General features: G+C 59.5%; 29 protein-coding genes. 14 read left to right on the top strand and 15 right to left on the bottom strand.

Translation table 11 applies throughout. The features are described from left to right. Positions 1–40 precede the first annotated feature (40 nt). Positions 41–361 (top strand): thioredoxin, encoded by a 321-nt coding sequence (gene trxA / locus FLO80_RS13270; RefSeq protein ID WP_111368691.1) that lies wholly within the window; start codon positions 41–43, stop codon positions 359–361. Between the two features lie 202 nt (positions 362–563). On the opposite strand, the gene FLO80_RS13265 is transcribed toward trxA, so the two are convergent. Then, positions 564–1478 (bottom strand): capsular polysaccharide export protein, LipB/KpsS family, encoded by a 915-nt coding sequence (locus tag FLO80_RS13265; protein ID WP_111368690.1) that lies wholly within the window; start codon positions 1476–1478, stop codon positions 564–566. Positions 1479–1577: 99 nt separating this feature from the next. Here FLO80_RS13265 and hslV point away from each other — a divergent pair, with 99 nt between their 5' ends. Genes hslV through FLO80_RS13250 form a run of 3 tightly spaced genes read left to right on the top strand, consistent with a single transcriptional unit; the run spans position 1578 to position 4707 of the window. Further along, complete coding sequence (gene hslV / locus FLO80_RS13260; RefSeq protein ID WP_111368689.1) at positions 1578–2135, top strand: ATP-dependent protease subunit HslV; 558 nt, start codon at positions 1578–1580, stop codon at positions 2133–2135. Continuing rightward, positions 2132–3439: an ATP-dependent protease ATPase subunit HslU gene (gene hslU / locus FLO80_RS13255; protein WP_111368688.1), complete on the top strand. Its 1308-nt coding sequence runs from the start codon at positions 2132–2134 to the stop codon at positions 3437–3439. The genes hslV and hslU overlap by 4 nt, the downstream gene beginning before the upstream one ends. A gap of 44 nt (positions 3440–3483) precedes the next feature. Continuing rightward, positions 3484–4707 (top strand): MFS transporter, encoded by a 1224-nt coding sequence (locus FLO80_RS13250; protein WP_111368687.1) that lies wholly within the window; start codon positions 3484–3486, stop codon positions 4705–4707. Here the strand turns inward: FLO80_RS13250 and FLO80_RS13245 are convergent. From FLO80_RS13245 to FLO80_RS13235, 3 genes are read right to left on the bottom strand one after another with little or no spacing between them, the layout of a single operon-like run. Next, positions 4690–5265: a Smr/MutS family protein gene (locus FLO80_RS13245; protein WP_111368686.1), complete on the bottom strand. Its 576-nt coding sequence runs from the start codon at positions 5263–5265 to the stop codon at positions 4690–4692. The genes FLO80_RS13250 and FLO80_RS13245 overlap by 18 nt on opposite strands. Continuing rightward, a complete protein-coding gene (mltA, locus tag FLO80_RS13240) occupies positions 5262–6296 on the bottom strand; it encodes a murein transglycosylase A (protein ID WP_111368685.1) in 1035 nt (344 codons plus the stop codon). The genes FLO80_RS13245 and mltA overlap by 4 nt, the downstream gene beginning before the upstream one ends. Next, positions 6293–6952: a Tim44/TimA family putative adaptor protein gene (locus FLO80_RS13235; RefSeq protein WP_111368684.1), complete on the bottom strand. Its 660-nt coding sequence runs from the start codon at positions 6950–6952 to the stop codon at positions 6293–6295. The genes mltA and FLO80_RS13235 overlap by 4 nt, the downstream gene beginning before the upstream one ends. Before the next feature lie 108 nt (positions 6953–7060). Between FLO80_RS13235 and FLO80_RS13230 the strand changes: the two genes are divergently transcribed. Beyond that, positions 7061–7546 (top strand): FxsA family protein, encoded by a 486-nt coding sequence (locus FLO80_RS13230; protein ID WP_111368683.1) that lies wholly within the window; start codon positions 7061–7063, stop codon positions 7544–7546. A 60-nt stretch (positions 7547–7606) separates the two neighbouring features. Beyond that, the gene (gene secB, locus FLO80_RS13225) at positions 7607–8110 is read left to right on the top strand and encodes a protein-export chaperone SecB (RefSeq protein WP_111368682.1); all 504 of its coding nucleotides are present in this window, start codon (positions 7607–7609) and stop codon (positions 8108–8110) included. Positions 8111–8113: 3 nt separating this feature from the next. Here the strand turns inward: secB and dnaQ are convergent, their stop codons facing one another. The 4 genes from dnaQ to FLO80_RS13205 are packed head-to-tail and all read right to left on the bottom strand — an operon-like array spanning position 8114 to position 10824. Beyond that, positions 8114–8812: a DNA polymerase III subunit epsilon gene (gene dnaQ / locus FLO80_RS13220; RefSeq protein WP_111368681.1), complete on the bottom strand. Its 699-nt coding sequence runs from the start codon at positions 8810–8812 to the stop codon at positions 8114–8116. Continuing rightward, on the bottom strand, positions 8805–9398 hold the full coding sequence (gene coaE, locus FLO80_RS13215; protein ID WP_111368680.1) for a dephospho-CoA kinase: 594 nt from the start codon (positions 9396–9398) through the stop codon (positions 8805–8807). The genes dnaQ and coaE overlap by 8 nt, the downstream gene beginning before the upstream one ends. Further along, entirely contained in the window at positions 9395–10228 is an 834-nt protein-coding gene (locus FLO80_RS13210; RefSeq protein WP_111368679.1) for a shikimate dehydrogenase, read from the bottom strand. The genes coaE and FLO80_RS13210 overlap by 4 nt, the downstream gene beginning before the upstream one ends. Continuing rightward, complete coding sequence (locus tag FLO80_RS13205; RefSeq protein WP_111368678.1) at positions 10225–10824, bottom strand: Maf family protein; 600 nt, start codon at positions 10822–10824, stop codon at positions 10225–10227. Before FLO80_RS13205 ends, FLO80_RS13210 begins: the two co-directional genes overlap by 4 nt. 554 nt (positions 10825–11378) lie before the next feature. Here FLO80_RS13205 and rho point away from each other — a divergent pair. Genes rho through FLO80_RS13175 form a run of 6 tightly spaced genes read left to right on the top strand, consistent with a single transcriptional unit; the run spans position 11379 to position 18183 of the window. After that, positions 11379–12650 carry a transcription termination factor Rho gene (gene rho / locus FLO80_RS13200; protein WP_111368677.1) on the top strand — a complete coding sequence of 424 codons (1272 nt, stop codon included), beginning with the start codon at positions 11379–11381 and terminating at the stop codon, positions 12648–12650. A gap of 28 nt (positions 12651–12678) precedes the next feature. Next, positions 12679–13974, top strand: a complete 1296-nt coding sequence (gene mnmE / locus FLO80_RS13195) for a tRNA uridine-5-carboxymethylaminomethyl(34) synthesis GTPase MnmE (RefSeq protein WP_111368676.1) — start codon at positions 12679–12681, stop codon at positions 13972–13974. 17 nt (positions 13975–13991) lie between these two features. After that, a complete protein-coding gene (gene mnmG, locus FLO80_RS13190; protein WP_111368773.1) occupies positions 13992–15866 on the top strand; it encodes a tRNA uridine-5-carboxymethylaminomethyl(34) synthesis enzyme MnmG in 1875 nt (624 codons plus the stop codon). Continuing rightward, on the top strand, positions 15863–16477 hold the full coding sequence (rsmG, locus tag FLO80_RS13185; RefSeq protein WP_111368675.1) for a 16S rRNA (guanine(527)-N(7))-methyltransferase RsmG: 615 nt from the start codon (positions 15863–15865) through the stop codon (positions 16475–16477). The genes mnmG and rsmG overlap by 4 nt, the downstream gene beginning before the upstream one ends. Further along, positions 16470–17279 carry a ParA family protein gene (locus FLO80_RS13180; RefSeq protein WP_111368674.1) on the top strand — a complete coding sequence of 270 codons (810 nt, stop codon included), beginning with the start codon at positions 16470–16472 and terminating at the stop codon, positions 17277–17279. The genes rsmG and FLO80_RS13180 overlap by 8 nt, the downstream gene beginning before the upstream one ends. Before the next feature lie 16 nt (positions 17280–17295). Then, complete coding sequence (locus FLO80_RS13175; protein ID WP_111368673.1) at positions 17296–18183, top strand: ParB/RepB/Spo0J family partition protein; 888 nt, start codon at positions 17296–17298, stop codon at positions 18181–18183. Here the strand turns inward: FLO80_RS13175 and FLO80_RS13170 are convergent. From FLO80_RS13170 to rph, 4 genes are read right to left on the bottom strand one after another with little or no spacing between them, the layout of a single operon-like run. After that, a complete protein-coding gene (locus tag FLO80_RS13170; RefSeq protein WP_111368672.1) occupies positions 18178–18531 on the bottom strand; it encodes a YbaN family protein in 354 nt (117 codons plus the stop codon). The two genes, FLO80_RS13175 and FLO80_RS13170, sit on opposite strands and share 6 nt — an antisense overlap. A gap of 3 nt (positions 18532–18534) precedes the next feature. Next, positions 18535–19722, bottom strand: coding sequence for a radical SAM family heme chaperone HemW (gene hemW, locus FLO80_RS13165; protein ID WP_111368671.1), 1188 nt, complete (start codon positions 19720–19722; stop codon positions 18535–18537). Next, positions 19685–20293 (bottom strand): RdgB/HAM1 family non-canonical purine NTP pyrophosphatase, encoded by a 609-nt coding sequence (rdgB, locus tag FLO80_RS13160; protein WP_111368670.1) that lies wholly within the window; start codon positions 20291–20293, stop codon positions 19685–19687. The genes hemW and rdgB overlap by 38 nt, the downstream gene beginning before the upstream one ends. Next, positions 20286–21002, bottom strand: a complete 717-nt coding sequence (gene rph, locus FLO80_RS13155) for a ribonuclease PH (RefSeq protein WP_111368771.1) — start codon at positions 21000–21002, stop codon at positions 20286–20288. Before rph ends, rdgB begins: the two co-directional genes overlap by 8 nt. 117 nt (positions 21003–21119) lie before the next feature. On the opposite strand from rph, the gene hrcA reads away from it, so the two are divergent. Both hrcA and FLO80_RS13145 read left to right on the top strand, forming a co-directional pair. Further along, a complete protein-coding gene (gene hrcA, locus FLO80_RS13150) occupies positions 21120–22190 on the top strand; it encodes a heat-inducible transcriptional repressor HrcA (protein WP_111368669.1) in 1071 nt (356 codons plus the stop codon). 8 nt (positions 22191–22198) lie between these two features. After that, complete coding sequence (locus tag FLO80_RS13145; RefSeq protein WP_111368668.1) at positions 22199–22762, top strand: nucleotide exchange factor GrpE; 564 nt, start codon at positions 22199–22201, stop codon at positions 22760–22762. Here the strand turns inward: FLO80_RS13145 and FLO80_RS13140 are convergent, their stop codons facing one another. The 3 genes from FLO80_RS13140 to fzlA form a co-directional block, all read right to left on the bottom strand. After that, positions 22763–24757, bottom strand: a complete 1995-nt coding sequence (locus tag FLO80_RS13140; RefSeq protein WP_111368667.1) for a hydantoinase/oxoprolinase N-terminal domain-containing protein — start codon at positions 24755–24757, stop codon at positions 22763–22765. Further along, positions 24754–25779 carry a tRNA epoxyqueuosine(34) reductase QueG gene (queG, locus tag FLO80_RS13135; RefSeq protein ID WP_111368666.1) on the bottom strand — a complete coding sequence of 342 codons (1026 nt, stop codon included), beginning with the start codon at positions 25777–25779 and terminating at the stop codon, positions 24754–24756. The genes FLO80_RS13140 and queG overlap by 4 nt, the downstream gene beginning before the upstream one ends. Before the next feature lie 65 nt (positions 25780–25844). Then, positions 25845–26510, bottom strand: coding sequence for an FtsZ-binding protein FzlA (gene fzlA, locus FLO80_RS13130; protein ID WP_111368665.1), 666 nt, complete (start codon positions 26508–26510; stop codon positions 25845–25847). Positions 26511–26557 lie beyond the last annotated feature (47 nt).

Genomic DNA, 26557 nt, shown 5'->3' with positions numbered 1-26557 from the left:
AGGGTTCAGGCCAAGCAATCCCGATACAGGAGAACCGCAAATGGCAACCGTTGCTGTCACCGACGACACCTTTGACGCCGAGGTCAAGAATTCCGACCTTCCCGTCGTGGTCGATTTCTGGGCCGAATGGTGTGGCCCCTGCAAGATGATCGGCCCCGCCCTCGAAGAGCTGTCCGAGGAAATGCAAGGCAAGGTCAAGATCGTGAAGGTCGATGTCGATCAGAACCCGAATTCCCCCGCCTCGATGGGCGTGCGCGGCATTCCCGCGCTGTTCATCTTCAAGGACGGGCAGGTCGTGTCGAACATCGCCGGCGCCAAGCCCAAGGCCGCGCTGCAAAGCTGGATCGAAGAGTCGATCTGATCCGCGCCGCGGAACAACCGACTTGTCCTAGCCCCGCCGGATACGCCGCGCGGGGCTTTTTCATGGCGCGCCGCACCGTTCATCGCACGGTGCATTAACTTAACGCCCGTTAACCACTTGGCGAATCCGACGGCAGCCGGGGAACAGCCGGGAGTCATACGCATATCACCCCCCATTTTCGGCCACTCGGCGCCGTTAACCTTTACACCGGCCAGCCGTGATCGCGCAGCCTCCGGGCGATCTTTTCCTCCGCCTCGGGACGGCCCGCATTGATCGTCATCTTTTGCCAGAACCACCACAGGTAACCCTCGAAATCGGGGGCATGATCGGGTGCCCGGCGAAGCGCCTCTTCCACGCCAATCTCCCGTGTTTTCAAGGCGATATGGTGGAAATCCGCCCGCCCGAACAACACCAGGGGCCGCGCATGGAAAAGCCCCATGAAGCCCACGCTTGAATTCTGCGTCACCACATAGGCGGCCCCGGGCAAAAGCACCTCCATTCCACCCGTCCGAATACCCAGGTTCGAATGGATTTGCGTCAGCTTTTCAAGGGCTTGCATCTCTGCCCGCGAATACGCCTCGTTCGGGTGCAACCCCGCCACCACAGGCCTTTCCCGCTCATGCCGCAGCACCGCGCGCAGCATCTCGACCGGCGTGCAGGACTGAAACGACCGCTGCTCCAACAACCGCCCCTGCAAGGCAATGTAAACATAGCCCTTTTCGCCGGTGTCGGGCCACGCCCCAAACAGCCTCCTGCGCCAGAACCCGGCAAACCGCGCCGCCTCCTGTCGCGGCACGTCATCCTCGTCAAACACGCTCCACGCCACGTCGAAATCCCAGCGTTTTTCCGTCCGCTCGATCGACCAGAACGGATAGCAATAGGCCCGCCGCACCGTCACCCCCCGCCCATGCGTCGGCGGCTCCATGTGAAACAGCGCAAACCCCGGTCTTGCAAGGGATTTTTCCCGCTCCTCCGGCCCATTTCCATAGTAGAAAACCTCGAAATCCGCCGCCCGGACCACATCCGCAACCTTGCCCAGGAAGTTGTGCTCCCCCGCCTCCGCGCTCTCTTTCAGGCCGGGTTCGAGATAGAAGCTCAGGATGCGGGGCTCGCTCATGGCCCAGAGGCTAGGATGCCGCCACCGCGCGGGCAAGCCCGACCCTTGTGCCTCGGGTCCATGGGCTCCATATAGGCCCCCAGTGACAGGAGGCGACACATGGCAGACGATCAATTCCCCGGCTGGCACGGCACCACGATCATCGGCGTCAAGAAAGGCGGCGAGGTGGTGATCGCAGGCGATGGGCAGGTCTCGTTCGGACAGACCGTGATCAAGGGCTCGGCCCGCAAGGTGCGCCGCCTTTCGCCCGGCGGTTTCGATGTCGTCGCGGGCTTCGCGGGGTCCACGGCCGACGCGTTTACCCTTTTGGAACGCCTTGAGTCCAAACTCGAAGCCACGCCCGGGCAACTTGCCCGCGCATCCGTCGAATTGGCAAAGGACTGGCGCACCGACAAATACCTGCAAAAGCTCGAAGCGATGCTGATCGTCACCGATGGCGCCGATATTTTCGTCATCACCGGCGCAGGCGACGTTCTCGAACCCGAACATGACGTCACCGCCATCGGCTCCGGCGGCAATTACGCCCTCGCCGCCGCCCGCGCGATGATGGACACCGACCACTCCGCCGAGGAGATCGCCCGCCGCGCCATGGCTATCGCGGCGGATATCTGCGTTTACACCAATGGCAACCTGACGGTGGAGAAAATCTCGAAATGACCGACCTCACCCCCCGCGAAATCGTCTCGGAACTCGACCGTTTCATCATCGGGCAAAAGGATGCCAAGCGTGCCGTCGCCGTCGCCCTGCGAAGCCGTTGGCGGCGCAAGCAGCTCTCCGATGACCTGCGCGACGAGGTGTATCCCAAGAACATCCTGATGATCGGCCCCACCGGCGTCGGCAAGACCGAGATCAGCCGCCGCCTCGCCAAGCTCGCCCGCGCGCCCTTCATCAAGGTCGAAGCCACCAAGTTCACCGAGGTCGGTTATGTCGGCCGTGATGTCGAACAGATCATCCGCGACCTGGTCGATTCCGCCATAGCCATGACGCGCGAGCAAATGCGCGAAGACGTGAAATCCAGGGCCCACCACGCCGCCGAAGAACGTGTCTTGCGCGCCATCGCCGGTGAAGACGCCCGAGAGGGCACGCTTGAAATGTTCCGCAAGAAGCTCAAATCGGGCGAGCTTGACGACACGGTGATCGAGCTCGACCTCGCCGACAATTCCAACCCGATGGGCATGATGGACATTCCCGGCCAGCCCGGCAGCCAGATGGGGATGATGAATCTCGGCGATCTCTTCGGCAAGGCATTCGGCGGGCGCACCGTGCGGCGCAAGACCACCGTGGCCGAAAGCTATGGCCTGCTGATCAGCGAGGAAGCCGACAAACTCCTCGATGATGAAACCGTGAACAAGGCCGCGCTGGAAGCGGTCGAGCAGAACGGCATCGTCTTTCTTGACGAGATCGACAAGGTCACCACCCGGCAGGACGCCCGCGGCGGCGACGTATCCCGCGAAGGGGTACAGCGCGATCTGCTGCCGCTCATCGAAGGCACCAGCGTTTCCACGAAATACGGCGCCGTCAAAACCGACCATATCCTCTTTATCGCGTCAGGGGCCTTTCACATCGCGAAACCCTCGGACCTCCTGCCCGAGTTGCAGGGCCGCCTGCCGATCCGAGTCGAATTGCGGGCACTGACCGAAGAGGATTTCGTGCGCATTCTCACCGAAACCGACAACGCGCTGACCCGGCAGTATACCGCCCTCATGGCCACCGAGTCGGTCGAGGTAGAATTCACCCAGGAGGGTATCGCGGCCCTGGCCAAGATCGCAGCTGACGTGAACCAATCCGTCGAGAATATCGGCGCGCGTCGCCTCTACACGGTGATGGAACGGGTCTTTGAAGAGATTTCCTTCACCGCCCCGGATCGCGCAGGCGAAGCCGTCGTCGTCAACGCCGACTTTGTCGAGGCAAACCTCGGCGAATTGACACGGTCGACCGATCTGAGCCGTTACGTCCTCTAGTTTTTGCTCTTCCCTTCCGCGGGGAAACCGGAAACAGATGGCCCATGTCCACGCTGCGTTTCCTCCGCGACAATTTGCCTTGGCTGTCGGCCGGGATGTTGCTCACCTTCATGTCCGGCCCCGGGCAGACCTTTTTCATCTCGATCTTCGCAGGCCACATCCGCGAGGAATTCGGCCTCACGCATGGTCAATGGGGCACCATTTACACCCTTGGAACCGGCGCATCGGCTATCCTGATGGTCTGGGCCGGCGGGTTGACCGACCGGTTTCGGGTGCGGGCTCTAGGCGCGGTGGTTCTGGTGCTGACAGCCTCGGCCTGTCTTTTCATGGCCAGCGTTCGGGCCGCATGGCTTTTGCCATTCGTCATCTTCGCGTTGCGTTTTACCGGGCAAGGCATGACCAGCCACCTTGCCGTTGTCGCCATGTCCCGCTGGTTCATCGCCACGCGCGGGCGCGCGCTTTCCATCGCCACGCTTGGGTTCACCCTTGGCGAGGCTGTCTTGCCCGTGACCTTCGTCGCGCTCATGGCCCTTTTCGATTGGCGGCTTCTATGGGTTCTGGCGGCCGGAATCGCCATCGCCGCCATTCCGGTCTTGCTCCTGCTTCTGCGGCAGGAGCGCACTCCACAAAGCTTTGCGCAATCAGACTCGACATTGGGGATGCAGGGCCGACACTGGACCAGGAACCAGGCGCTGCGGCATTTTCTGTTCTGGTTCATGGTTCCCGCCATGCTCGGCCCCGCCGCCTTCAACACAGCGTTCTTCTTCCATCAGGTCCATTACGCCGAGATCAAGGGGCTCGCCCATATCGAGCTGGTGTCGCTCTTCCCGATCTATACCGGGCTCAGCGTCATTTCGATGATGATCGGTGGGGCGCTGCTCGATCGTCTGGGCACCGCTCGCTTGATGCCATTCACGCAACTGCCGATCATTATAGGATTTCTTTGTTATTCCATTGCACCCGGCTTGGGGATGACCCTGCTGGGCCTGCTTTTCATGGCCATGACCACCGGCGCCATGATGACCGTGCCCAATGCGTTCTGGGCCGAATTCTACGGCACGCGGTATATCGGGTCGGTCAAGGCAATGATTGCCGCGGTGATGGTCTTCGGCTCGGCCATTGGCCCCGGGATCACCGGGTTGGGGATTGATGCCGGGCTGGGCATTGAAACCCAGTTCCTGATCATCGCGAGCTACTTCCTGTTCACGACCCTCATGATGATCATCGGTGTCGGGCGTGCGCGGGCGCTGTTATCGGTGTCGGCGTAAATAAACGTAGTAGGCCCCGCCACCGCCATGACTTGAATGGGCTTCTGCCACCTGCAAGACCGCCTGCGCCAGCGGCGGCACAGACAGCCAATGCGGCACTTGGTGGCGCAACACGCCGTAACGCACCGGAATGGGACCGCCCTCATCGCGGTGTTTTCCCTTGCCGGTGATGACCAGAACCAGCCGCTTGCCATCGGCCTGTGCCTTGAGGATGAAGGATATCAACCTGGGATGCGCCCGCTCTGTCGTCATGCCGTGCAGGTCCAGCCTGGCCTCCGGCGACAGCTTCCCGCGTTTGAGGCGTTGATGCGTCTTGCGATCCATCCGCAGCGGGGTGGTCGAAACCGGGCTGGATGACGGTGCAGAAAGATCATGGACCACCGGGGCTGTGGTGTTGGTTTGGCCCATTTCGAACGGGGCAACGGGCCGGGCCTTCTTTGACTTGGGGCGCGGCAACGATGCCTCATGCCCCTTGCGCCCGGAATCAAGCCGGTCGGTGGTGTCCGCAACCCGGCGCCACAGTTCGATTTCATCCGGTCTCAGCCGTCTTCGCGTCATTCAAAACCCACCGGCAACATCGCATAGGCGCGCTGGATCGGGAGCAGCGCAATCATGCGCCCCGGGTCTCTGAGTTTCCCGGCCATCTGACCGGCGGCTTTACCAGTGCCGAAAAATATATCTGCTCGCTGTGCGCCTTTGATCGCCGAACCGGTATCCTGTGCCACCATCAGGCGACGCAGCGGGTCTTTGCCGTCTTTCTCAATCCAGACCGGAGCCCCCAGCGGAATAAACGCCGGGTCAACCGCGACACTGCGCATCGCCGTGATCGAACGGTTCATCGCACCCAAAGGCCCCCGTTCGGATGGCACATGATTCACGGTCCGGAAAAAGACATAAGAGTCATTATGCTGCAAAAGCTCTTCACCCTCGACCGGGTTTCGTCGCACCCAGTTCTTGATGACCTCTGCACTGACCTGATGCGCTTCGTAGATGCCGCGCCGGACCAGTTCGATACCGACCGAGCGGTAATCATGGCCGTTCGATCCGCCATACCCCACCCGAACCGACCGTCCGTCCGTAAGGCGGATTCGACCCGATCCCTGGATCTGGAGAAAGAACAGCTCGACCGGGTCATCAACCCACGCGATCTCCAAACCGCGGCCCTTCATTTCATCGCCGGTTTCGATTTTACGACGGGAAAGCCATTGTGGCGCAGTACGTGCTTCGGGCGGCATTCGATAAACCGGGTAACGAAAGCGCTCCGTGGGTGACGTGCTGCCACGCAATTCGGGCTCAAAATATCCCGTGAAAAGCGGGTCCTTGCCGTCTTCGATCATCACCGGGCGAAAGAACAGTTCGAAGAATGCCTTGGCATCGGTCTGATCGCCCGCCAACGCACAAAGCGCCTGCCAATCAGGGTCTTTCATGTCTCCGCAAGTGTCACGAAAAACAGTCAGTGCCGCGTTATGATCGTCCTCGGCCCAGCCATCAAGATCGTCGAAGTCAAGAATCGTATAATGCGTTTCCGCCGCCGCCGGGCCTGACATCATCAGCCCCACAAACGCCGCGGCGAGAACGGCACGGGTCATTCGCCCGTGGCGACAAGATGCCAGTTGGGATCGTCTGAACCGAACACCCGCTCGAAGGTCCAGACATCCTTCTGACGTTTGATCTTGCCGTCCTTGCCTTCAATGACCTCGCCCGCGTTGTCACGCACGACATAGGTCAGCTCGCCAATGAATTTCACGGTGATCTCGGCAGATTTCGTCTCATCGTCAAGCGTGGCATCAACCAATGACAGCTCTCGTACGCCGACGAACTCGGCGTCGATCGTAAGGCCCTTTTTCTCGCGCGCCTCGACCACTTCGGCGAAGGCGTCATAGACATCTTCGGCCAGGAAAGGCTTGACCTGGGCAAGGTCGCCACGCTCGAATGCCATCAGAATCATCTCGTAGGCCCCGCGTGCACCCTGAAGGAACTGTGCCACGCTGAAGGATGACTCTATCGCTTTCATCCCGCTCAATGCCTCTGCCGCCGGGCTGCCTTCGGGCACATGGTCGATAATATCATGGTCGGGGCCGCCTTCGATGACTTCGAAGTTGCGGCGCGCATTGGTTTCACCCGCGGACCGTTGCGCCGGAGGGGCTTCATAACCATCACGGGTCCCCAGCACGGATTTGAGCCGCAGGATCAGGAACACGGCAATGCCGGCCAGAACCAGAAGCTGAAGGATCGGTGAATTCATCTGAACCTCTCGGACGTCATGACATGGAAACGGGCGTATTCTGCACTTATGTAAGGGACTGGCGTGATCAAGTCCATCATGCCTTCGTGCCCTAAGGAGATTGTGAAAATGTGGCTGCTCTTGGCGTTTATCGCTGTTCCCCTGATCGAAATCGCCCTGTTCATCGAGATTGGCGGTGCAATCGGTCTGGTCTATACGCTTGTCATCGTGGTTCTGACCGCAATTCTGGGAACATGGCTGGTTCGAACTCAGGGGCGGATGGCACTCGGACAGCTGGAACAGGCCTTTTCGGAAAGGCGTGATCCCACCGAACCCTTGGCCCATGGGGCGATGATCCTGTTTTCCGGCGCGCTTCTCCTGACACCGGGGTTTTTCACGGATGCCCTTGGCTTTGCCCTGCTCATTCCGGGTTTCCGACGCGCGGCCTTCCGCTGGTTGCGGTCCCGTGTTCGGGTGACGCATTTCTCATCCTCGGTCCCGCCCCAGGAACCAAACCCCCATCGACAGGACGAGTCGGTGATTGATGCTGATTATGTCGATCTCGATCCACCCAGGAAACCAACGCATGACTCGTCTGGCTGGACTAAGCATTGAGGGTTTCATTTCGTCCTGTTAAAGGACGGGTAAGTTCAACACTCGCTCAGGAGATGACAGATGGCCGATACCGGCAACGGGGCCGCTGCACAGGCGCCACAAGTCCAATTGAATATCCAGAACCAATTCGTTCGTGACCTGTCCTTTGAGAATATTCTCGCTCAAAAGGGTGCGACAGGCGAGGTTCAGCCTGACGTCAAGGTTCAGGTCAACCTCGATGCGCGGAAACGCGAATCTGAAAAACAGTACGAAGTGTCGATCAAGCTCAATGTCGAGTCCGTCGACAAGCCGAACCCCGACACAAAGATCTTCCTGATGGAGGTCGATTATGTCGGCCTGTTCCATATCGACGGCGTGCCGGACGAGCAATTGCATCCGTTCTTGCTGATCGAATGCCCGCGGCTGCTCTTTCCGTTCCTGCGTCGCGTTGTGTCCGATGTGACCCGGGATGGCGGCTTTCCGCCGCTCAACCTCGACAATATCGACTTCATGAAACTCTATCGACAGGAAGTGGCGCGTCGCTCGGCCCAACAGGGCGAAGGCGAAGGGGCGACGACCTCCTGATCTTCAGTTCAGCTTGTTCCAGATTGCGCCGTCGCCCATCGCCTCGACAAAGGCTCTGTGGGCGGCGGCTTCTTCATTCGTGACGCGGGACCCGAGAGGGTTTGGGCGTGGTTTCGGTCTCCACGTCTCCTGATCGCTTTGGCCAACGCGGTCGTTTCTATCCTCGACGACGTTCAGCGCAAAATCCGGCTGCCGCCCGCCGATCAGTTCAAGATAGACCTCGGCGAGAATTTCACTGTCAAGCAAGGCCCCATGCAGTGTTCGCGCAGAATTGTCGATGTTGAAACGGCGACACAGCGCATCCAGCGAGGCCGGTGACCCCGGGAACCTGCTGCGTGCGATGGCCAACGTATCAATCGCCTGATCCCATGGCAGCTTTGGCAGGTTGAGCCAACCCAACTCGGCATTCAGGAACTTCATATCGAAGGCGGCATTATGGATGACGAGTTTGGCATCGCCCACGAAATCAAGGAACGCTTGGGCAATTTCCGCAAAGACCGGTTTGTCGCGCAGGAATTCCTCACCCAACCCATGAACCTCGAACGCCTCTTGCGGCACGTCGCGCTCCGGGTTGATATATTGATGATAGGTGTTTCCGGTCGGCATGTGGTTAAATAGTTCGACCGCCCCAATCTCGACGATCCGGTCGCCCTGTTGAGGGTCAAACCCCGTGGTTTCGGTATCCAGAACGATTTCACGCATCACCCAACCTCTTGCGAATATCGGCAATCACATTCTGCACCTGGGCCCGGGCATGCTCAACCGTGTCAGTAATGATCACGTAATCGGCTTTGGCTCGCTTTTCGGTATCCGGAACCTGTTTCGACAGGATCGCCTCAAACTGCGCCTCTGTCATCGTACCACGCTCAAGAACCCGGGCGCGTTGTGTTTCGGCGTCGATGGACGCAACTGCCACCGCGTCGACCCGGGTGTTTCCGCCGGTCTCGAACAGAAGTGGAATATCAAGAACGACAATGTCCGATCCTGACCGGGCAATAAAAGCGGCCCTGTCCTCGCCCACCAATGGATGCACGATGGATTCGATCCGGCGCAATGCATTCTCGTCCCGGGAAATGATCTCCTTGAGGGCAGCTCGCGAAACCTCTCCATTCACGATCGCTTCGGGAAAGGCCGCGCCCATCGGGCCAACTGCCGCACCGCCTTTCGAATACAAACGATGCACCGCGGCATCAGCATCCCAGACATCGCAGCCGGCTTCGGCAAAAAGCTTGGCCGTGGTTGATTTGCCCATCCCGATTGAACCGGTCAATCCAAGCCGGAAACTCATCTGAGTACCGCCGCGCGCGTTGCATTGTCCACCTCGGGTCGCTGGCCAAACCACCGCTCAAAGGCCGGCACGGCCTGATGCAAGAGCATGCCCAGACCATCAACCGTTACACAGCCCATCTCGCGCGCCGTGCGTAACAACCGCGTTTCAAGCGGATTATAGACCAGATCGGTGACGACTGCGTGCTTTTGCAATCCATCGAGGGGCACCCTCATCTCGGATTTCCCCAACATGCCAAGCGATGTCGTGTTCACGACCGTGGTGGCATCTTCAAGGATGTTGCCCGCCTTGACCCAGTCAACGACCGTTAACCGTTTGCCGAAATCCTCGACCAGTTTCTCGGCCCGAACCTTGGTCCGGTTCGTGACAAAGATCTCGGGCACACCCACATCAATCAGGGATGCTACAACCGCCCGCGCCGCGCCTCCCGCACCAAAGACAACGACCGGGCCAGCCTTGGGGTTCCAGTCGGGCGCACCCTGTCGAAGGTTCTCGATAAACCCATACCCATCGGTATTATCAGCGTGGATTTTTCCATCTCTCCGAAATATCAAGGTATTGGCCGCCCCGATCAGCGTTGCACGATCGGTGACCAGATCAGCCATTTCCATGACTCTCTGCTTGTGCGGGATGGTCACGTTGATACCGACAAAACCCATTTTTGGCAGAGTCCTCAGCACCGCCTCCAGATCATCGCTCGCGACATCCATCGGGATATAATACCCGCTCAGCCCGTAAGTTCGGAGCCAATGCGTATGAAGCTGTGGTGATTTCGAATGCGCAATCGGCGACCCTATCACACCGGTCAGGGGTATCCGCTCTGTTGTCATGTCTCGAGATCTCCGCTTGCATTGAGATAAGCCAGTAATTCCAAAAGGGGCAATCCAAGAACGCTGAAATAGTCCCCATCGATACGTGAAAACAACCGCACACCCTCTTCTTCAAGCGTGTAGGCTCCAACGGCATGACGGATGCTGTCCCAGTTCCGCTCAACGTATTCGTCAAGATAGGCATCGCTGAAGGCCCGCATTTCAAGCCGCACCTGACCGATATGACGCCAGATCGGACTTGCCTGATGACAGATGACCGCTGCGGAAAGCAAGCGATGGCGTTCTCCCCGCAACCTGGCTAGCTGCGCACGGGCTGTTTCGGGACAGTTCGGTTTGGAAAGAATCTCACCATCATGTTCCAGTACCTGATCGCAGCCAATAACCAGAGCATCACGATATTTTTTACTTATTTTCAATGACTTATGCTCTGCCAACGCGTCAGAAACATCGCGGGGAGACGCGCCCTCCTGCAGTAGCGCAGCCTTGATCGAGTCTTCATCGATTCGCGGAACGACAACATCAAACGGGACATGCGCGTTGTTTAAAAGCGCCTGCCGGATATTGGAGCCAGAAGCGAGGATGATAGGACGCGGCATGTGGATATCCCGGTGGAGATGATAACAAAGTCTTAAAGGACCATTTGGGGAAATTCCAACTCCCAGATGCGCCGCTGTCGGACCCGCCTCGCCCCGCCTTTCTCTGCCATTTTTATACGGCTGTGGGTTTGGATAACTGTTCCTTGTGGGAAAGCCCTTATCTCAGCTCAGGTCATAGATTTTATCCACAGGCCGGTTTGCACAAGGTAAGTCTATGAAAAGCAACAAAACAAGGCGATCCATGAATGCTGCCGCCTGGTCAGAAAGTTTTCTCAACAGGCTTGCCCACAAGTGGCCCACGCATGGGATTTTTCTGTGAACAGGATTTTATCCACATGAACGCCTCTTCCTACTAAATCATCAAATCTTTTTTTATACTTTATTAATATTAGGTTGCCATGCCACTGGCTCAGGGTCACCCTTGGTCAATCCGTGATGAGTTGACTTCGAGAACGACAAGGCCTATCCATCCGCAAGCCTGCCCGTCCGGGCAAGGAATCTTCCAACTGCAACGTGAGTATGCGCCGGTCAGCCGGTCAATCTTAGGTATTTACATGACATCTGAACATATTTCTCTCTCCGAGCTCAAGGCGAACAGCCCCAAGGAATTGGTCGACATGGCCGAGGAGCTGGAGATTGAGAACGCCTCGACCATGCGCAAAGGCGAGATCATGTTCTCGATCCTCAAGGAGCGGGCCGAGGAAGGATGGGAGATTTCCGGGGACGGGGTTCTCGAAGTCTTGCAAGACGGTTTCGGGTTTCTGCGCTCGCTTGAGGCAAACTATCTGCCTGGCCCGGACGACATTTATGTGTCTCCCGAAACGATCCGAAAGTTTTCGCTGCGCACTGGCGACACGGTTGAGGGCAAGCTGGTCCAGCCCGAAGACAATGAGCGTTACTTCGTCCTGACCGACGTAAGCCGCATCAATTTCGAAGACCCAGAACGGGCCCGGCACAAGATTGCATTCGACAACCTGACACCGCTCTATCCGGACGAGCGGCTCAAGATGGAGATCGAAGATCCTACGATCAAGGATCGGTCGGCCCGCATCATCGACCTTGTCGCACCAATCGGCAAAGGTCAGCGGTGTTTGATCGTTGCTCCGCCAAGAACGGGGAAAACGGTTCTCCTCCAGAATATCGCCCATTCGATCGAACAGAACCATCCGGAGTGCTATCTGATCGTGTTGCTGATCGACGAGCGCCCGGAAGAAGTGACCGACATGCAGCGGAACGTGAAGGGCGAAGTTATTTCGTCGACGTTCGACGAGCCGGCGACGCGACACGTTGCCGTGGCCGAGATGGTAATCGAAAAGGCCAAGCGGCTTATCGAGCATAAACGCGATGTTGTTATCCTGCTGGATTCAATCACCCGCCTGGGCCGGGCCTACAATACGACTGTTCCAAGCTCCGGCAAGGTTTTGACAGGCGGCGTGGACGCCAATGCCCTGCAACGCCCCAAGCGGTTCTTCGGGGCGGCCCGGAATATCGAAGAAGGCGGTTCGCTGACCATCATCGCAACTGCACTGATCGACACCGGCAGCCGGATGGACGAGGTTATCTTTGAAGAATTCAAGGGAACCGGCAATTCCGAGCTTGTTCTCGACCGCAAGGTTTCGGACAAGCGTGTCTTCCCGGCGATGGATATTCTCAAATCCGGCACACGCAAGGAAGAACTTCTTGTCGATCCAAAGGATCTCTCCAAGACGTTCGTGCTTCGACGTATCCTCAATCCCATGGGCACCACGGATGCTATCGAATTCCTTATCGGTAAGCTCAAGCAAACAAAGACAAATGCCGATTTCTTCGACTCGATGAACGGCTGAAAAAGCGCGGTTTGGCGCAGTATTGGACATGGACACGATCTTCGCCCTTGCAAGCGCCCCCGGAAAATCCGGGGTTGCGGTGATCCGCGTGTCCGGACCCTTGGCCACGAAGGCCTGTATCGACCTGACCGGAGGGTTACCCGACCCTCGCGTGGCGTCGCTGCGCCTGATCAAAAATCGCAAGGATCAAAGGCTTGATGAAGGTCTGGTCCTCTGGTTTCCGCAAAAGCAGAGCTTTACCGGCGAGGATGTGGTTGAGTTTCAAACCCATGGATCAAGCGCCGTTGTGTCGGTTATCTTGCGTGAACTGAGTGGCATCGAGGGGTTGCGCGGGGCGGAGCCTGGAGAATTCACGCGCCGGGCACTTGAGAATGAGCGACTTGATCTTGCCCAGGTCGAAGGGCTTGCCGATCTGATCGAGGCCGAAACCGAAGCGCAAAGGCGGCAAGCACTGAGAGTTTTATCGGGTGACTTGGGTAAACGCGCCGATACCTGGCGACAGGATTTGATTCGCACCGCCGCCCTTCTCGAAGCGACCATCGATTTCGCGGACGAGGATGTGCCTGTTGACGTGCGGCCCGAGGTGACAGATCTCTTGGGCAAAACGCGCATGGCTCTCTTCAAAGAGGCGAAAGGTGTGGAATCGGCCGAGCGAGTGCGAACCGGTTTCGAGGTTGCGATTCTCGGAGCGCCGAACACCGGTAAATCGACTTTGCTGAACACCTTGGCCGGGCGCGAAGCGGCGATCACATCCGAGATCGCAGGAACGACTCGGGATGTGATCGAAGTGCGGATGGACCTTGGCGGATTGCCGGTTACTCTGCTCGATACCGCTGGCCTTCGGGAAACCGAAGACAAGGTCGAGAACATTGGAATCACACGCGCGCGCGATCGGGCAAACCACGCCGACCTACGTGTTTTTCTTCGGGAATCAGAGCAGGTAGAGTTACCGCGAGAGATCGAGATTCGGGATGGTGATATCGTTCTCCTGGCAAAGGCCGATCTAAGGGGCAACAGCAGCGGGGGCGTTTCCGGTCTGACAGGGGAAGGCGTGGATGATCTCGTGACCCGGATCACCAACACACTTGCCGAACGTGCGGGCTTAACCGGAATCGCGACGCGCGAACGGCATCGCGTCGCGATTGAAAAAACGATTGCGGCCCTGGACGAGGCGGCAAGGCAGCTTGAACTCGGTGAGGACCGCACCGATATCGCGGCAGAAGAGCTTCGCAGTGGGGTCCGCGCGCTTGACGCTCTCGTTGGTCGTGTGGATGTTGAGAATATTCTGGATGAGATCTTTTCAAGCTTCTGCATTGGAAAGTGACCGCGGAAAGAACAGGGGTGTTTCACGTGAAACATGATTTTGACGTCATAGTTGTCGGAGGCGGACACGCCGGAACGGAGGCCGCTCACGCATCGGCCCGTATGGGCGTTCGCGTTGCCCTCGTAACGCTCCGGCGCGAAGATATTGGTGTCATGTCCTGCAATCCTGCCATCGGTGGTTTGGGCAAGGGACATCTTGTCCGCGAAATTGACGCCATGGATGGTGTCATGGGGCGCATTGCCGATCTGGCTGGCATCCAGTTTCGACTGCTTAACCGCCGCAAGGGTCCGGCGGTGCAGGGCCCGCGCGCGCAGGCAGATCGTGCGATCTATCGACGAGAGATGCTGGCCGCCACGGTTGCACAGGATAACTTGACCATTATCGAAGGCGAAACCGCTGACTTCATCATGTCGGGCGATCGCGTCGTCGGGGTCCGCCTGGCCGATGACAGCGAGATTTCTGCCCCCGCCGTGATCTTGACAACAGGAACATTCCTGCGCGGCGTCATCCATATCGGAGATCAATCTCGGCCCGGGGGGCGTATGGGGGACCGGCCGTCGGTAAAGCTGGCGGAGCGGCTCGATAGCTTCGCGATCTCGCTTGGCCGCTTGAAAACCGGAACACCGCCCCGGCTGGACGGAAGAACGATCAACTGGGATATTCTGGACGAGCAGCGCGGCGACGACGCGCCAACGATGTTTTCCTTCCTCTCCAGGACCCCGACCGCACGTCAAATCTCATGTGCGATCACCCATACCAATGAAAAAACACATGAAATCATCGCTGCCAACCTTGCGCGATCTGCAATGTATGGCGGTCATATCGAAGGGGTTGGCCCGCGTTATTGCCCTTCCATAGAGGATAAGATCGTTCGTTTTGCCGACAAGACATCGCATCAGATTTTCCTCGAACCGGAGGGGCTCGAGGATCATACGGTCTATCCCAACGGAATTTCCACATCGCTTCCGCCCGAGGTTCAGGAGGAATATGTGAAATCGATCCGTGGACTGGAAGAGGCAACCATTCTTCAACCGGGGTATGCAATCGAATATGATTATGTCGATCCGCGCGCCCTGGATGCCACGTTGGCGTTGAAGTCGGTCCCGGGCCTGTATTTGGCCGGTCAGATCAACGGCACCACCGGATATGAAGAGGCCGCGGCACAGGGGCTTGTCGCAGGGCTGAACGCGGCCCTGTTCTCTCAGGGGCGCGACCCGGAAGAGTTCAGCCGCTCGGAGAGTTATATCGGGGTCATGGTTGATGATCTCATCACCCGCGGGGTGGCAGAGCCCTATAGAATGTTCACCTCCCGGGCCGAGTTTCGTCTTGCCTTGCGCGCGGATAATGCCGATCAGCGTTTGACGCCGAAAGCGATTGCGCTTGGCGCGGTGTCGGAACGGCGAAGGGTAGCGTTCGAAGAAAAGTCGGAAAAGCTCGCTCGTGGTCGGGCCATGCTGGACGCGAAAAGCTGGACACCGAACCAGTTGAGCGAAACAGGCATACCGATGAGCAAGGATGGCACCCGCCGAAACGGTATGGCGGTCTTGGCTCTACCCGATGTTTCGTTTGACAACCTTATTGCGTTGGCGCCGAGTTTTTCCGAGATCGAGCCCGAGATTCAGGAGCAGTTGGAGAAAGAAGCGCTTTACGTAAATTATATCGAACGCCAGAAGCGCGATGTCGAGGCGATGAAGCGCGATGAGGGGCATGTAATCCCGCCTGATTTTGAGTTTGACGGCATCTCCGGGCTGTCGACCGAATTGAAAACCAAGCTTTCGGCTGTGCGCCCGTCAAACCTCGCCCAAGCTGGTCGCGTCGACGGAATGACACCGGCGGGGCTTGCACTTTTGCTGGTCAAGCTTCGGCAGGGCAAGCGGGAGAGATCTGCGTGACCACCGGGACCGCTCGACCGGATGTTTCACGTGAAACGCTCGACAGGCTGGAAATCTTTGTCGGGCTTCTGGAAAAATGGAATCCAAGGATCAACCTGGTTGCGCGGTCCACGCTCGCTGATCTCTGGACTCGCCATATTCGGGATTCTCTTCAGGTGATGCGTTGCGTCGATGGCGAGATCGACCATTGGGCTGATTTTGGCAGCGGCGGCGGATTTCCTGGCCTGATCGTTGCCATTTGCGCCAAGGAGCTTGGTTGTCCGCATCGGGTTACGCTTGTCGAAAGCGACACGCGCAAGGCCACGTTCCTTCGCACCGTCCTTCGCGAAGCCGACGTGGCGGGGCATGTGATTCCGGAGCGAATTGAAGAAGTTGCACCACTCAAAGCCAATGTGATATCCGCGCGCGCTCTTGCCGATCTTTCGCGCCTTTTTGCACTCGCAAGCCCGCACCTTTCCGATGACGGCTTTTGTCTTTTCCCAAAAGGTGCAAACTGGAGATCCGAGGTTCAAACCGCGCGCAATTCGTGGCAGTTTACGTATGATACAATCCCGAGCGTGACCGAATCCAACGCTGTCATTCTGAAAATCAAAGGGCTCTCACGTGTCTGACTCAATCCGGCCACCTGGCCCGAAGATCATCGCAGTGGCCAATCAGAAAGGTGGCGTTGGTAAAACGACAACCACCATAAACCTTGGGGCAGCACTGGCCGAGACGGGACAGAAGGTTCTTGTCGTTGATCTCGATCCGCAAGGCAACGCATCCACCGGGCTGGGGATCGAGGGTGAGGCGCGGCGATATACAACCTATGATCTGCTGCTTGACGACATTCCTCTTACCGAGGTCATTCTCGACACCGAAACCCGGAATCTTCGTATCGTGCCCGCGACGGTCGATCTCAGCTCTGCGGATATCGAGCTGATCTCGAATGAAAAGCGAAGCTTTCTTTTGCATGATGCCTTGCGACAACCGGCAATGAATTCCTTTGGCTTCGATTTCATCCTGATTGATTGCCCGCCTTCGCTGAACATGCTGACCATCAACGCGATGGTTGCCGCGCATTCGGTACTTGTGCCGCTTCAAAGCGAGTTTTTCGCGCTGGAGGGGTTGTCACAACTTATGATCACGCTGCGCGAAGTCCGGCAATCGGCCAATCCTGCATTGCGGATCGAGGGTGTTGTTCTGACCATGTATGATGGGCGCAACCGCCTGTCACAACAGGTTGAAGCGGATGCGCGTGACAATCTGGGCGAGCTGGTGTTCAGAACGGTTATCCCGCGCAATGTCCGGGTCAGCGAGGCGCCGTCCTATTCGATGCCCGTGCTTAGCTATGATAGCGACTCCAAGGGTGCCCAAGCCTATCGTAATCTGGCGCATGAGATCCTGGGCAATAACAACCGCGCAGCGGCATAATCAGAGGGACCAGAGAATGGCTGAAAAGAAACGCGGTCTGGGCCGGGGGCTCTCGGCGCTCATGGCGGATGTGAACAACGATGCGCCGGCATCAGCCGCAGATTCGTCTTCGCGTCGCCCCGAACAACATTTGCCAATCGAAAACGTCGCACCAAACCCGGATCAGCCACGTCGAAATTTTGACGGTGACAAGCTTCGGGACCTGGCGGAATCGATTCGCGAGAAGGGCATTATTCAACCATTGATTGTGCGGCCTGATCCGGCTGACACTGATAGGTTCCAGATCGTCGCGGGCGAACGCCGCTGGCGCGCGGCACAGATTGCGCAACTGCACGAAGTTCCTGTTATCATTCGGGAATTCGACGATACCGAGGTTCTTGAAGTTGCAATTATCGAGAATATCCAACGTGCTGATCTCAATCCCGTCGAAGAGGCCGCGGGTTATCGCCAGCTGATCGAGCGATTCGGCCATACACAGGATCAACTCGCCAAGGCGCTGGGCAAAAGCCGTTCCCATATCGCCAACCAGATGCGGTTGTTAAGCTTGCCGCAGGACGTCATCGATTTTCTCGAAAAGGATCGGCTGTCTGCCGGGCACGCCCGCGCCCTGATCACATCGGATGACCCTTCGGCCCTTGCACGTGTTGTCGTGGCCAAGGGGCTTTCGGTGCGCGAGACGGAAAAGCTGGTCAAGAAGGGGGCTGCGCCGAAAACCCAGAAATCAGGTGCGCGCCAGCCCGCCGAGAAAGATGCCGATACTGTCGCGCTCGAAGGCGATCTTTCGGCCAATCTCGGTATGAAGGTGACGGTCAACCACGACACGGGCCAGGAATCGGGTCAGGTCACGATCCGCTACACGTCGCTTGACGATCTGGACGAGCTTTGCCGCAAACTCACCCTATGAATTGGGGCGCGTCCAGATGAAGATCAGCACGAGACAAAGAACCGCCCCCTGAATCCCGAGGATAAGCGGCCTCAGCCCAAGCACCAGGGACAACCCGAAAACTGCGGCAATCGACAGCGTCGCAACTCGTTTGACCCGCGGATTGATCGCCCCGCTGGTTTGCCAGTCCACGATGGCCGGACCGAACTGGGGGTGCGATAACAGCCAGTTGTGCATCCGCTCGGATGAGCGCGCAAAGAAGAACGCGGCAAGCAGCATGAATGGCACGGTCGGAACTAGGGGCAAAACCGCACCGATCAGGCCCAGCAGCACGCATAGCAATCCCAGACCGGCCCACAGATAGCGCATGTCTTATCCTGACAGAAACTCTTTGATAACCGCATTCAACACCATGCGACCACCTTCTGTCACCCTGACAATCTGTCCTTCGCGCTTAATCATCCCGATTGTTTCAAGGTGGTTCAAAACCTGGGCATCCGGCGCTTCCCCGCAAAGCCGGGTATAGCGTTCGAGGTCCACGCCCTCGCGCAGGCGCAACCCCATCATCAGGAATTCCTCGGCCTGATCCCTTGGCGATACTGCGCGGCAAAGGTTCTCACCATTGCCCGCTTCGGCCATGTTCAACCACGCGCCGGGCATCAGCGGCGTTTCGGTGGCAAAACGCTCGCCCCCGATTGTCACCCGCCCGTGCGCCCCGGGGCCGATTCCGATATAATCCCCGTACCGCCAATAGATCAGATTGTGCCGCGATTCAGACCCGGCTCGCGCATGGTTGGAAACCTCATAGGCACCAAGGCCCGCATCCTCGCAAATGGCCTGCGTTGCCTGGTACATGTCGGCCGACAGATCCTCGTCCGGCAGACCCTTCAATCGACCCCGGTCATATCGGTCGCCAAAGGCGGTTCCGGGCTCGATGGTCAATTGATAGAGCGACAGGTGATCCACAGCGAGCGCCAGCGCCTGTTTCAACTCGGCCTTCCACCCGATCAGGGTCTGGTCCTGGCGGGCATAGATCAAATCGAAACTGACCCGATCGAACTGTCCCCGCGCGACGTCAAAGGCAGAAAGGGCTTCCTTGACCGAATGCAATCGCCCAAGCCGCCGCAGATCGTCATCGTTCAGGGCCTGAACCCCCATCGAGACACGGTTGACGCCAGCCTGCGCATACCCCCGGAACCGCCCGGCTTCGACCGAACCGGGATTGGCCTCCAGCGTGACCTCGAAATCGTTGCGCACGGGCCAATGGTGGCGGATGCGTTCCATCACCGCCGCCACGGTTTCCGGTGCCATAAGGCTGGGCGTGCCGCCGCCAAAAAAGACCGAGGTCAAGACCCGTTCAGGCAGCCGTTCGGCGTACCGGTCCAGTTCACTCAAATAGGCTCTAACCCAGCGGGATTCGTCGATTTCCGCGGCCACGTGGCTGTTGAAGTCGCAATAGGGGCATTTCGAGGCGCAGAACGGCCAGTGGATATAGATCCCGAAGCCCCCGTTGCGCCAATCCTCAGCCAAAACAGCCCTGCACCAGTTGCCGGAACGCATCGGCACGGTGGCTCATCGCATCCTTGCGCTTGGGGTCCATTTCGCCAAAGGTCTCGCTTTCCCCATCGGGGAGGAAGATCGGGTCGAACCCGAAACCGTTCGCGCCCCGCATCGGCCACACGACCTGCCCTTCGACGCGACCCTCGAAAACCTCGTCATGCCCGTCGGGCCAGGCAAGGCAAAGCGTGCAGACAAACGCCGCCTTGCGCGGATACGGCGCGCTTTTCTCTTCGAGCAGGTTCCAGACCTTTTCCATCGCCATGGCAAAATCGCGGCCCTGCGGCGTTTCGGCCCAATCGGCGGTATAGACACCCGGCGCTCCATCCAGGGCTGCCACCATGATTCCGCTGTCATCGGAAAGGGCGGGCAGACCGGTTGCCCGGGCGGCGAAATGCGCCTTGATCCGGGCGTTTCCGGCAAAATTGTCCTCGGTCTCGTCCGGCTCATCCAACCCGTGTTCGGCGGCCGATCCGACATGAACGCCAAACGGCTCTAACAAGGCGGAAATCTCGCGCAACTTGCCCGCATTATGCGTTGCAATCACCAGCTCGGAATCGTCAAACCTACGCACTGGCTGCCGCTTTCTGCATTGCCGCCAACTCGCCCACGCCGGTCTCGGCCAGTTCCATCAACGCATCCATCTGTTCGCGCGTGAATGTTGCGCCCTCGGCGCTCATCTGCACCTCGATCAGACGCCCATTGCCCAGCATCACGAAATTGCCGTCGACGCCCGCCTCGCTGTCCTCGGGATAATCGAGGTCAAGCACCGGCTGCCCGGCATAGATACCACAAGACACCGCCGCCACCGGCTCGATCAGCGGGTCGGAAATCACGTCGCCTGCCTTCATCAACGTGTTGACCGCCAGTCGCAGCGCGACCCAGCCCCCGGTGATCGACGCGCAGCGTGTGCCGCCGTCGGCCTGAATCACGTCACAATCGACCGTGATCTGCCGTTCACCCAACGCGACGCGATCGACACCGGCCCGAAGCGAACGCCCGATCAGGCGCTGGATCTCGACGGTCCGACCGCCCTGCTTGCCCGCGGTCGCCTCACGCCGCATCCGGCTGGTGGTCGAGCGCGGCAACATCCCGTATTCCGCCGTCACCCAGCCAAGCCCGGTTCCTTTCACAAACGGTGGCACACGATCCTCGATTGTGGCGGTGCACAGAACATGGGTATCACCCACGCGGATCATGCACGACCCTTCTGCGTGCTTTGTCACGCCAGTCTCGATTGAAACCGGGCGCATTTCACTTAAGTCTCTACCTGAGGGTCGCATCATCATTCCTTTTTCCGTTGGTCCCGGGATACAGGCGGCCCGATACAAAGCGCAACCCCGATTGACCATTTCTGATCTGACACCTTAAATGCACCTCGCCCTGATCGGATCGACATCATGAAAGACAGCAGCAAGCTTCTCGAAGAACTCAACGCCCGCTCACGCGAGGTGTTTCGCCGCGTTGTCGAATCCTATCTCGAAACCGGCGATCCCGTGGGCTCGCGCACCCTCACCCGCACGATGAGCGAAAAGGTCAGTGCGGCGACTGTCCGCAACGTGATGCAGGACCTCGAATTCCTCGGCCTGCTCGATAGCCCGCATGTCTCGGCCGGCCGCATCCCCACCCAGACCGGGCTGCGCATGTTCGTCGATGGCCTGCTCGAAGTTGCCGATCTTCAGAATGATGACCGCCAGAAACTCGATGAAACGCTGGGAAGCAATTCGGGCGACGTCAACTCGATGCTCGACCGGATCGGTTCGGCCCTGTCCGGGGTCACGCGCGGTGCCTCGCTCGTCCTTGCGCCGAAAACCGAGGCCCCGATCAAGCATATCGAGTTTGTATCGCTCGCCCATGATCGCGCCCTCGTGGTCCTGGTCTATGCCGATGGGCATGTCGAGAACCGGATTTTCTCTCCGCCCCCCGGCATCACTCCAAGCGCCATGCGCGAGGCTGCGAATTTCCTCAACGCCATCATCGAGGGGCGCACCCTCTCCGAGGTGAACACCGTGATGCGCGCCGAAATCGAATCACGCCGCCGCGAGATCGACAAGCTGGCGCATGATCTGGTGGAAAGCGGGCTTGCCGTCTGGGACGGGCAGGGTGAAACCAACGAACGCCTGATCGTCCGCGGCCGCTCGCATCTTCTCTCGGGAGAAGAGGAAGAAAGCGGTCTCGACCGCATCAAAACGCTCTTTGATGACCTGGAACGCAAACGCGACATCGCCGAATTTCTCGAACTGACCGAAGAAGGCGAAGGCGTGCGCATTTTTATCGGCTCCGAGAACAAACTTTTCTCACTTTCGGGTTCCTCTTTGGTGGTGTCTCCATATATGAACGCTGATCGTAAGATCATCGGAGCGGTGGGCGTCATCGGCCCCACGCGGCTCAACTACGGACGCATCGTTCCGATCGTCGACTACACGGCACAACTGGTCGGACGCCTGATTTCCGACCGAACTCAGAGGTGAGTAGACACATGGCAGAGCGCAAGGAAGAAGAGTTTCTCGACGACATCACAACCGCCGAGACCGAAGAGCTGGCCGAGGATATGGCCGACATCGACCCGGTCGAGGCCGAGCTTGATGCCCTGCGCAGCGAACGTGACGCGCTCAAGGATAAATTCATGCGCGCGCTTGCCGATGCCGAGAATGCCCGCAAGCGCGGTGACAAAATGCGCCGTGACGCCGAACAATACGGCGGCTCGAAACTCGCCCGCGACATGCTGCCGGTTTATGACAACATGAAACGCGCTCTCGAAGCCGTCACCGACGAACAGCGCGAGATGTCGACAGCCCTTATCGAGGGGATCGAACTCACCATGCGCGAACTTCTCAACGTGTTCAGCAAACACGGGATCACGGTCATATCGCCCCAGGTGGGCGACCGGTTCGACCCGCAGATCCACGAGGCGATGTTCGAGGCCCCGGTGCCTGGCACCAATGCTGGCGACATCATTCAGGTCTCGACCGAAGGGTTCATGCTGCATGACCGTTTGCTGCGCCCCGCGCAGGTCGGCGTGTCCTCCACGCCCAAATCCTGATCACCGTGCGATTCGTGGCCGCCCCGTCGCTTCGACGGTGATCTCGGCCTCTATGAAAACGTCTCGGCTCTCGACCTGGCTGTGCCTGATGTCTCTTGCCCGGCGGATCTCGATGTCGTCTGCCCCGGCGGCCACGGCATCCGCCCGCACTCCGATGACCAGCTCTTCTTCAAGCGCGGCCATCGCGGCCTCGGCTGTGCGGTAATCCCGTGGCCCATGCCCGCCATGTGTCCGGAAACGCCCGTCCTCGGGGCACGTCACCGTTCCCGACCGCCGCACCGTGACCCGCCCCACGACCGCACCGATCGCGTTGGCCACCCCGCCATCGGCGGGCAGGATCATCTCGCACCCAAGCTTGGTGCCAACCGCCGGGTAATAGCTGCGCGCCGACGCCCCGAGGCCGACCACCGGGATATTCAACCCCGCTTCCACCCGTAAAAGCCCCTGATGGCGTTCCAAACCCCGTTGCATCAGGACATGCCGCGCAAGCTGCTCATGGCCCGGCCCAAAACCCGGATCATTCGCCAAACACGTCTCTAACAAGGCCCAAACAGTCTGTTGTGTCAATTGATCGATGATCATTCGGGCCATGGGTTCCGGCCCCGCCGTCAACGCTTCACCCGCCCCTGTCCGCTTGCGCGCAAACAGCCCAAGCGCCAGCCGTGCCGCCTGTCCGTCCCATTCGCTCAACAACCCCAATTCGTGGCTGGCATCAGATGGCGTCACGCCCGCAAACTGGATGATCCCCCGATCGCGAAGCCGGGCGAGCGCCTGTCGTTCCATCCGCGTGCGCAGGATTGCCCCCACCGGGTGAACGTGCGTGATCCGAGCCAGAACCCCGCTTTCCCGCACCGACAGGCCGTGAATGTCTGCACCCTCGACTCGCCGCAGAAACACTGCGTCGAACTCGCCCGGCGTGGTCACGCGCTGCTGTTCTTCCAGAACGGGCAACACGATCTCGGGCGCCTCCATCGCCAGAAGGCTTATCGGAATCACCCGTCGTGGCCCCAATTCCACCGCGCCAGCAAGCCCCTCACCGGCAAATCGCACTTCGCTGTCACCGCCCAACCCGGTCGTGCGCATGGCCACGGCCTCGACCATGGTGCGAAACCCGCCCACCTGTGCGCCGTCCGGGTCGATCTCCGGCTTGCCATTTCGCAGCAGGGCAACATCCGTGGTCGTTCCGCCGATATCCGACACCAGCGCGTCGCGCGCCCCGGTCAGCCACCCGGCCCCCACGATCGACGCCGCCGACCCGCTCAGGATCGTCTCGATCGGTTTCTCCCGCGCCACCGCCGCGGAAATGAGCGCCCCATCCCCCCGCACCACCATCAGGGGCGCATCAATACCCATCTCGCCCAGCTTCGCCTCGGCCCGCGCGATCAGCCGGGTGATCATCCCGATCAACCGCGCGTTCAACACCGCCGTCAATGCGCGTTTCGGCCCGTTCAACCGTGCGGACAAGTGATGCGAACAGGACACCGGCTTGCCCGTGTGGGCCCGTATCATCTCCGCCGCCGCGTTCTCATGCTCCGGGTTGCGGGTCGCGAACTGGCCCGCCACGGCAAAGCCAGACACATCGGAAACAGTCTCTAACCACGCCGAAAGCACGTCACGATCAAGCGTAGCGCGCGCCACCCCTGCATGATCATGCCCACCGCCCAGCATCAACGCCGGATCGCCGTTCAGCGCCAGCCCAAGCCCGTTGCGGTCCATGTCGGCTCCCGAAAACCCGATATAGACCAGACCCACGCGTCCGCCCTGACCCTCGACCAGAGCATTGGTCGCCAATGTCGTCGAAAGCGCGGCCAGGCCCACCTCGCCCGGCTGTGCGCCCGATATGACCAGAACCTCGGCCACCGCCTTGCCGATCCCCTCGGCCAGGTCGTGCCGCGTGGTCAGCGCCTTGGCGCGCGCCACCACCTCGCGCTCATCGCGGATCAGGACGGCATCGGTATAGGTGCCGCCCGTGTCCACCCCCAGAAGCAGGCTCATCCCCGCAATCTCCCCAAGGCCCAGTGCGCGGCATCCGCGACCACCGGTTCTTCATCATCGACCAGCGCCTCTGCCACGGGAATCAGCCCGGGATCGCCCGAATTTCCGACCGCATAAAGCACGTTCCTGACAAACCGCCCCCGCCCGATCCGCTTGATCGGCGACCCGCTGAATTTCTGCCGGAATTGCGCATCGTCCAGCCGCGCCAATTCCGCCAATGGCGGCGCGATCAGATCCTCGCGCGCATGATATTTGACTTCGTGTGCGGCCACGGCGAACTTGTTCCACGGGCAAGCCGCCAGGCAATCGTCACAGCCGTAAATCCGGTTGCCCAGCATCGGCCGCAACTCTTCATCCACCGGCCCTTTATGCTCGATCGTCAGGTAGGAAATGCAACGTCGCGCATCGATCTTGTAGGGCGCCGGAAAGGCATTCGTGGGGCAGGCATCCAGACAGGCCCGGCACGATCCGCAATGATCCACCTCGCGCGTATCGGTGGGCAGGTCCAGCGTGGTAAAGATCGAGCCGATAAAGAACCAGCTTCCCAATTCCCGGCTCACAAGGTTGGTATGCTTGCCTTGCCAACCCAGTCCCGCCGCCTGCCCGAGCGGTTTTTCCGGCACCGGCGCGGTGTCGACAAAAACCTTCAACTCGCCCCCCGCCTCTTCGATGAGCCACCGTGCCACCCGCTTGAGCCGTTTCTTGAGCACGTCATGATAATCCCGGTTTCGGGCATAAATCGACACTGTTCCCGCATGATCCGGCGCTGGCTCGACCTCCCCCCCGCCGTAATTCTCGGCCAGAACGATCACGGATCGCGCCTCGGGCCAAAGCGTTGCCGGATCGCCGCGCCAATGCACCCGCTCGGCCAGCCATCCCATGCTGCCGTGATACCCCTCGGCCAGGAATCCGCGCAGATTGCCCATCACGTGCGGTACATCCCATGGCCGACAGACCCGCGCCGCCGCAAACCCTTCGGCCTGCGCCTGCTTCACAAGACGGGTTTTGAGATCGTCACCCATGCTTCATCTTGCCCGAAATACTCCGGGGAGTGTGAGGGGCTGGCCCCTCATTCCGACACAGAGGTTCAGAAATCCAGATCGGCATAATGCGCCGGCGGTGGAAACCCGGGCACCTGATCGGCAAGGATTCCGCGGAACGCGGGGCGCGACTTGATCTTGGCATACCAGTCCTTGACCGCCTCGCTCCGATTCCAATCCACGTCCGAGATATAGTCCAGCGCCGACAGGTGCGCGGCCGCCGCGAAATCCGCCAGCGTCATCACGTCCCCCGCCAGCCACCGCCGCTGATCCAGCAGCCAGGTCATGTAGTCGAGATGATACTTGATCTTCTGCGATCCGGTCTTGACGTTCTTCGAATCCGGATACCCCTGTTTCATCACCTTCTTGTTGACCCGCTCGTAAACGAGGTTCGAGGTCACTTCCCGGTGAAACTTGTCATCGAACCACCCGACCAGCCGCCGCACTTCGAACCGCCCCACCGGGTCTTTCGGCAAAAGCGGCACGTCGGGCCGGGTCTCTTCGAGATACTCGCAGATCGCTGCACTTTCCGACAAAGTCATGCCGTCGATTTTCAACACCGGCACCTTGCCCGCCGGATTGCGGCGCAGGAAATCCGGGTCCTGCTCCCAATAGCGTTCCTCGATCAGCTCGCATTCGATCTTCTTTTCCGCAAGGCTCAGGCGGACCTTGCGGCAGAATGGGGAAAGCGGAACGTGATAAAGCGTGGCCATGGCTCAGGTCTGGGTTGTGAAAGTCACACCCTCAATGCCGGTTTGCC

Source organism: Aquicoccus porphyridii (genome assembly GCF_008369105.1).
Taxonomy (GTDB): domain Bacteria; phylum Pseudomonadota; class Alphaproteobacteria; order Rhodobacterales; family Rhodobacteraceae; genus Aquicoccus; species Aquicoccus porphyridii.
Note: the sequence above shows the minus strand (reverse complement) of the source record. Positions and strands in the feature narration are given on the sequence as shown.

Coding starts and splice junctions, on each gene's coding strand:
- hemW (WP_111368671.1), bottom strand. CDS start 19,722: ATGCGTTCCGGCAACTGGTGCAGGGCTGTTTTGGCTGAGGATTGGCGC.
- FLO80_RS13250 (WP_111368687.1), top strand. CDS start 3,484: ATGTCCACGCTGCGTTTCCTCCGCGACAATTTGCCTTGGCTGTCGGCC.
- FLO80_RS13170 (WP_111368672.1), bottom strand. CDS start 18,531: ATGCGCTATCTGTGGGCCGGTCTGGGATTGCTATGCGTGCTGCTGGGC.
- secB (WP_111368682.1), top strand. CDS start 7,607: ATGGCCGATACCGGCAACGGGGCCGCTGCACAGGCGCCACAAGTCCAA.
- hslU (WP_111368688.1), top strand. CDS start 2,132: ATGACCGACCTCACCCCCCGCGAAATCGTCTCGGAACTCGACCGTTTC.
- FLO80_RS13265 (WP_111368690.1), bottom strand. CDS start 1,478: ATGAGCGAGCCCCGCATCCTGAGCTTCTATCTCGAACCCGGCCTGAAA.
- coaE (WP_111368680.1), bottom strand. CDS start 9,398: ATGAGTTTCCGGCTTGGATTGACCGGTTCAATCGGGATGGGCAAATCA.
- FLO80_RS13205 (WP_111368678.1), bottom strand. CDS start 10,824: ATGCCGCGTCCTATCATCCTCGCTTCTGGCTCCAATATCCGGCAGGCG.
- FLO80_RS13235 (WP_111368684.1), bottom strand. CDS start 6,952: ATGAATTCACCGATCCTTCAGCTTCTGGTTCTGGCCGGCATTGCCGTG.
- FLO80_RS13140 (WP_111368667.1), bottom strand. CDS start 24,757: ATGAGCCTGCTTCTGGGGGTGGACACGGGCGGCACCTATACCGATGCC.
- FLO80_RS13230 (WP_111368683.1), top strand. CDS start 7,061: ATGTGGCTGCTCTTGGCGTTTATCGCTGTTCCCCTGATCGAAATCGCC.
- rho (WP_111368677.1), top strand. CDS start 11,379: ATGACATCTGAACATATTTCTCTCTCCGAGCTCAAGGCGAACAGCCCC.
- FLO80_RS13145 (WP_111368668.1), top strand. CDS start 22,199: ATGGCAGAGCGCAAGGAAGAAGAGTTTCTCGACGACATCACAACCGCC.
- queG (WP_111368666.1), bottom strand. CDS start 25,779: ATGGGTGACGATCTCAAAACCCGTCTTGTGAAGCAGGCGCAGGCCGAA.
- rph (WP_111368771.1), bottom strand. CDS start 21,002: ATGCGACCCTCAGGTAGAGACTTAAGTGAAATGCGCCCGGTTTCAATC.
- hslV (WP_111368689.1), top strand. CDS start 1,578: ATGGCAGACGATCAATTCCCCGGCTGGCACGGCACCACGATCATCGGC.
- dnaQ (WP_111368681.1), bottom strand. CDS start 8,812: ATGCGTGAAATCGTTCTGGATACCGAAACCACGGGGTTTGACCCTCAA.
- mltA (WP_111368685.1), bottom strand. CDS start 6,296: ATGACCCGTGCCGTTCTCGCCGCGGCGTTTGTGGGGCTGATGATGTCA.
- fzlA (WP_111368665.1), bottom strand. CDS start 26,510: ATGGCCACGCTTTATCACGTTCCGCTTTCCCCATTCTGCCGCAAGGTC.
- trxA (WP_111368691.1), top strand. CDS start 41: ATGGCAACCGTTGCTGTCACCGACGACACCTTTGACGCCGAGGTCAAG.
- mnmE (WP_111368676.1), top strand. CDS start 12,679: ATGGACACGATCTTCGCCCTTGCAAGCGCCCCCGGAAAATCCGGGGTT.
- FLO80_RS13210 (WP_111368679.1), bottom strand. CDS start 10,228: ATGACAACAGAGCGGATACCCCTGACCGGTGTGATAGGGTCGCCGATT.
- hrcA (WP_111368669.1), top strand. CDS start 21,120: ATGAAAGACAGCAGCAAGCTTCTCGAAGAACTCAACGCCCGCTCACGC.
- FLO80_RS13245 (WP_111368686.1), bottom strand. CDS start 5,265: ATGACGCGAAGACGGCTGAGACCGGATGAAATCGAACTGTGGCGCCGG.
- FLO80_RS13175 (WP_111368673.1), top strand. CDS start 17,296: ATGGCTGAAAAGAAACGCGGTCTGGGCCGGGGGCTCTCGGCGCTCATG.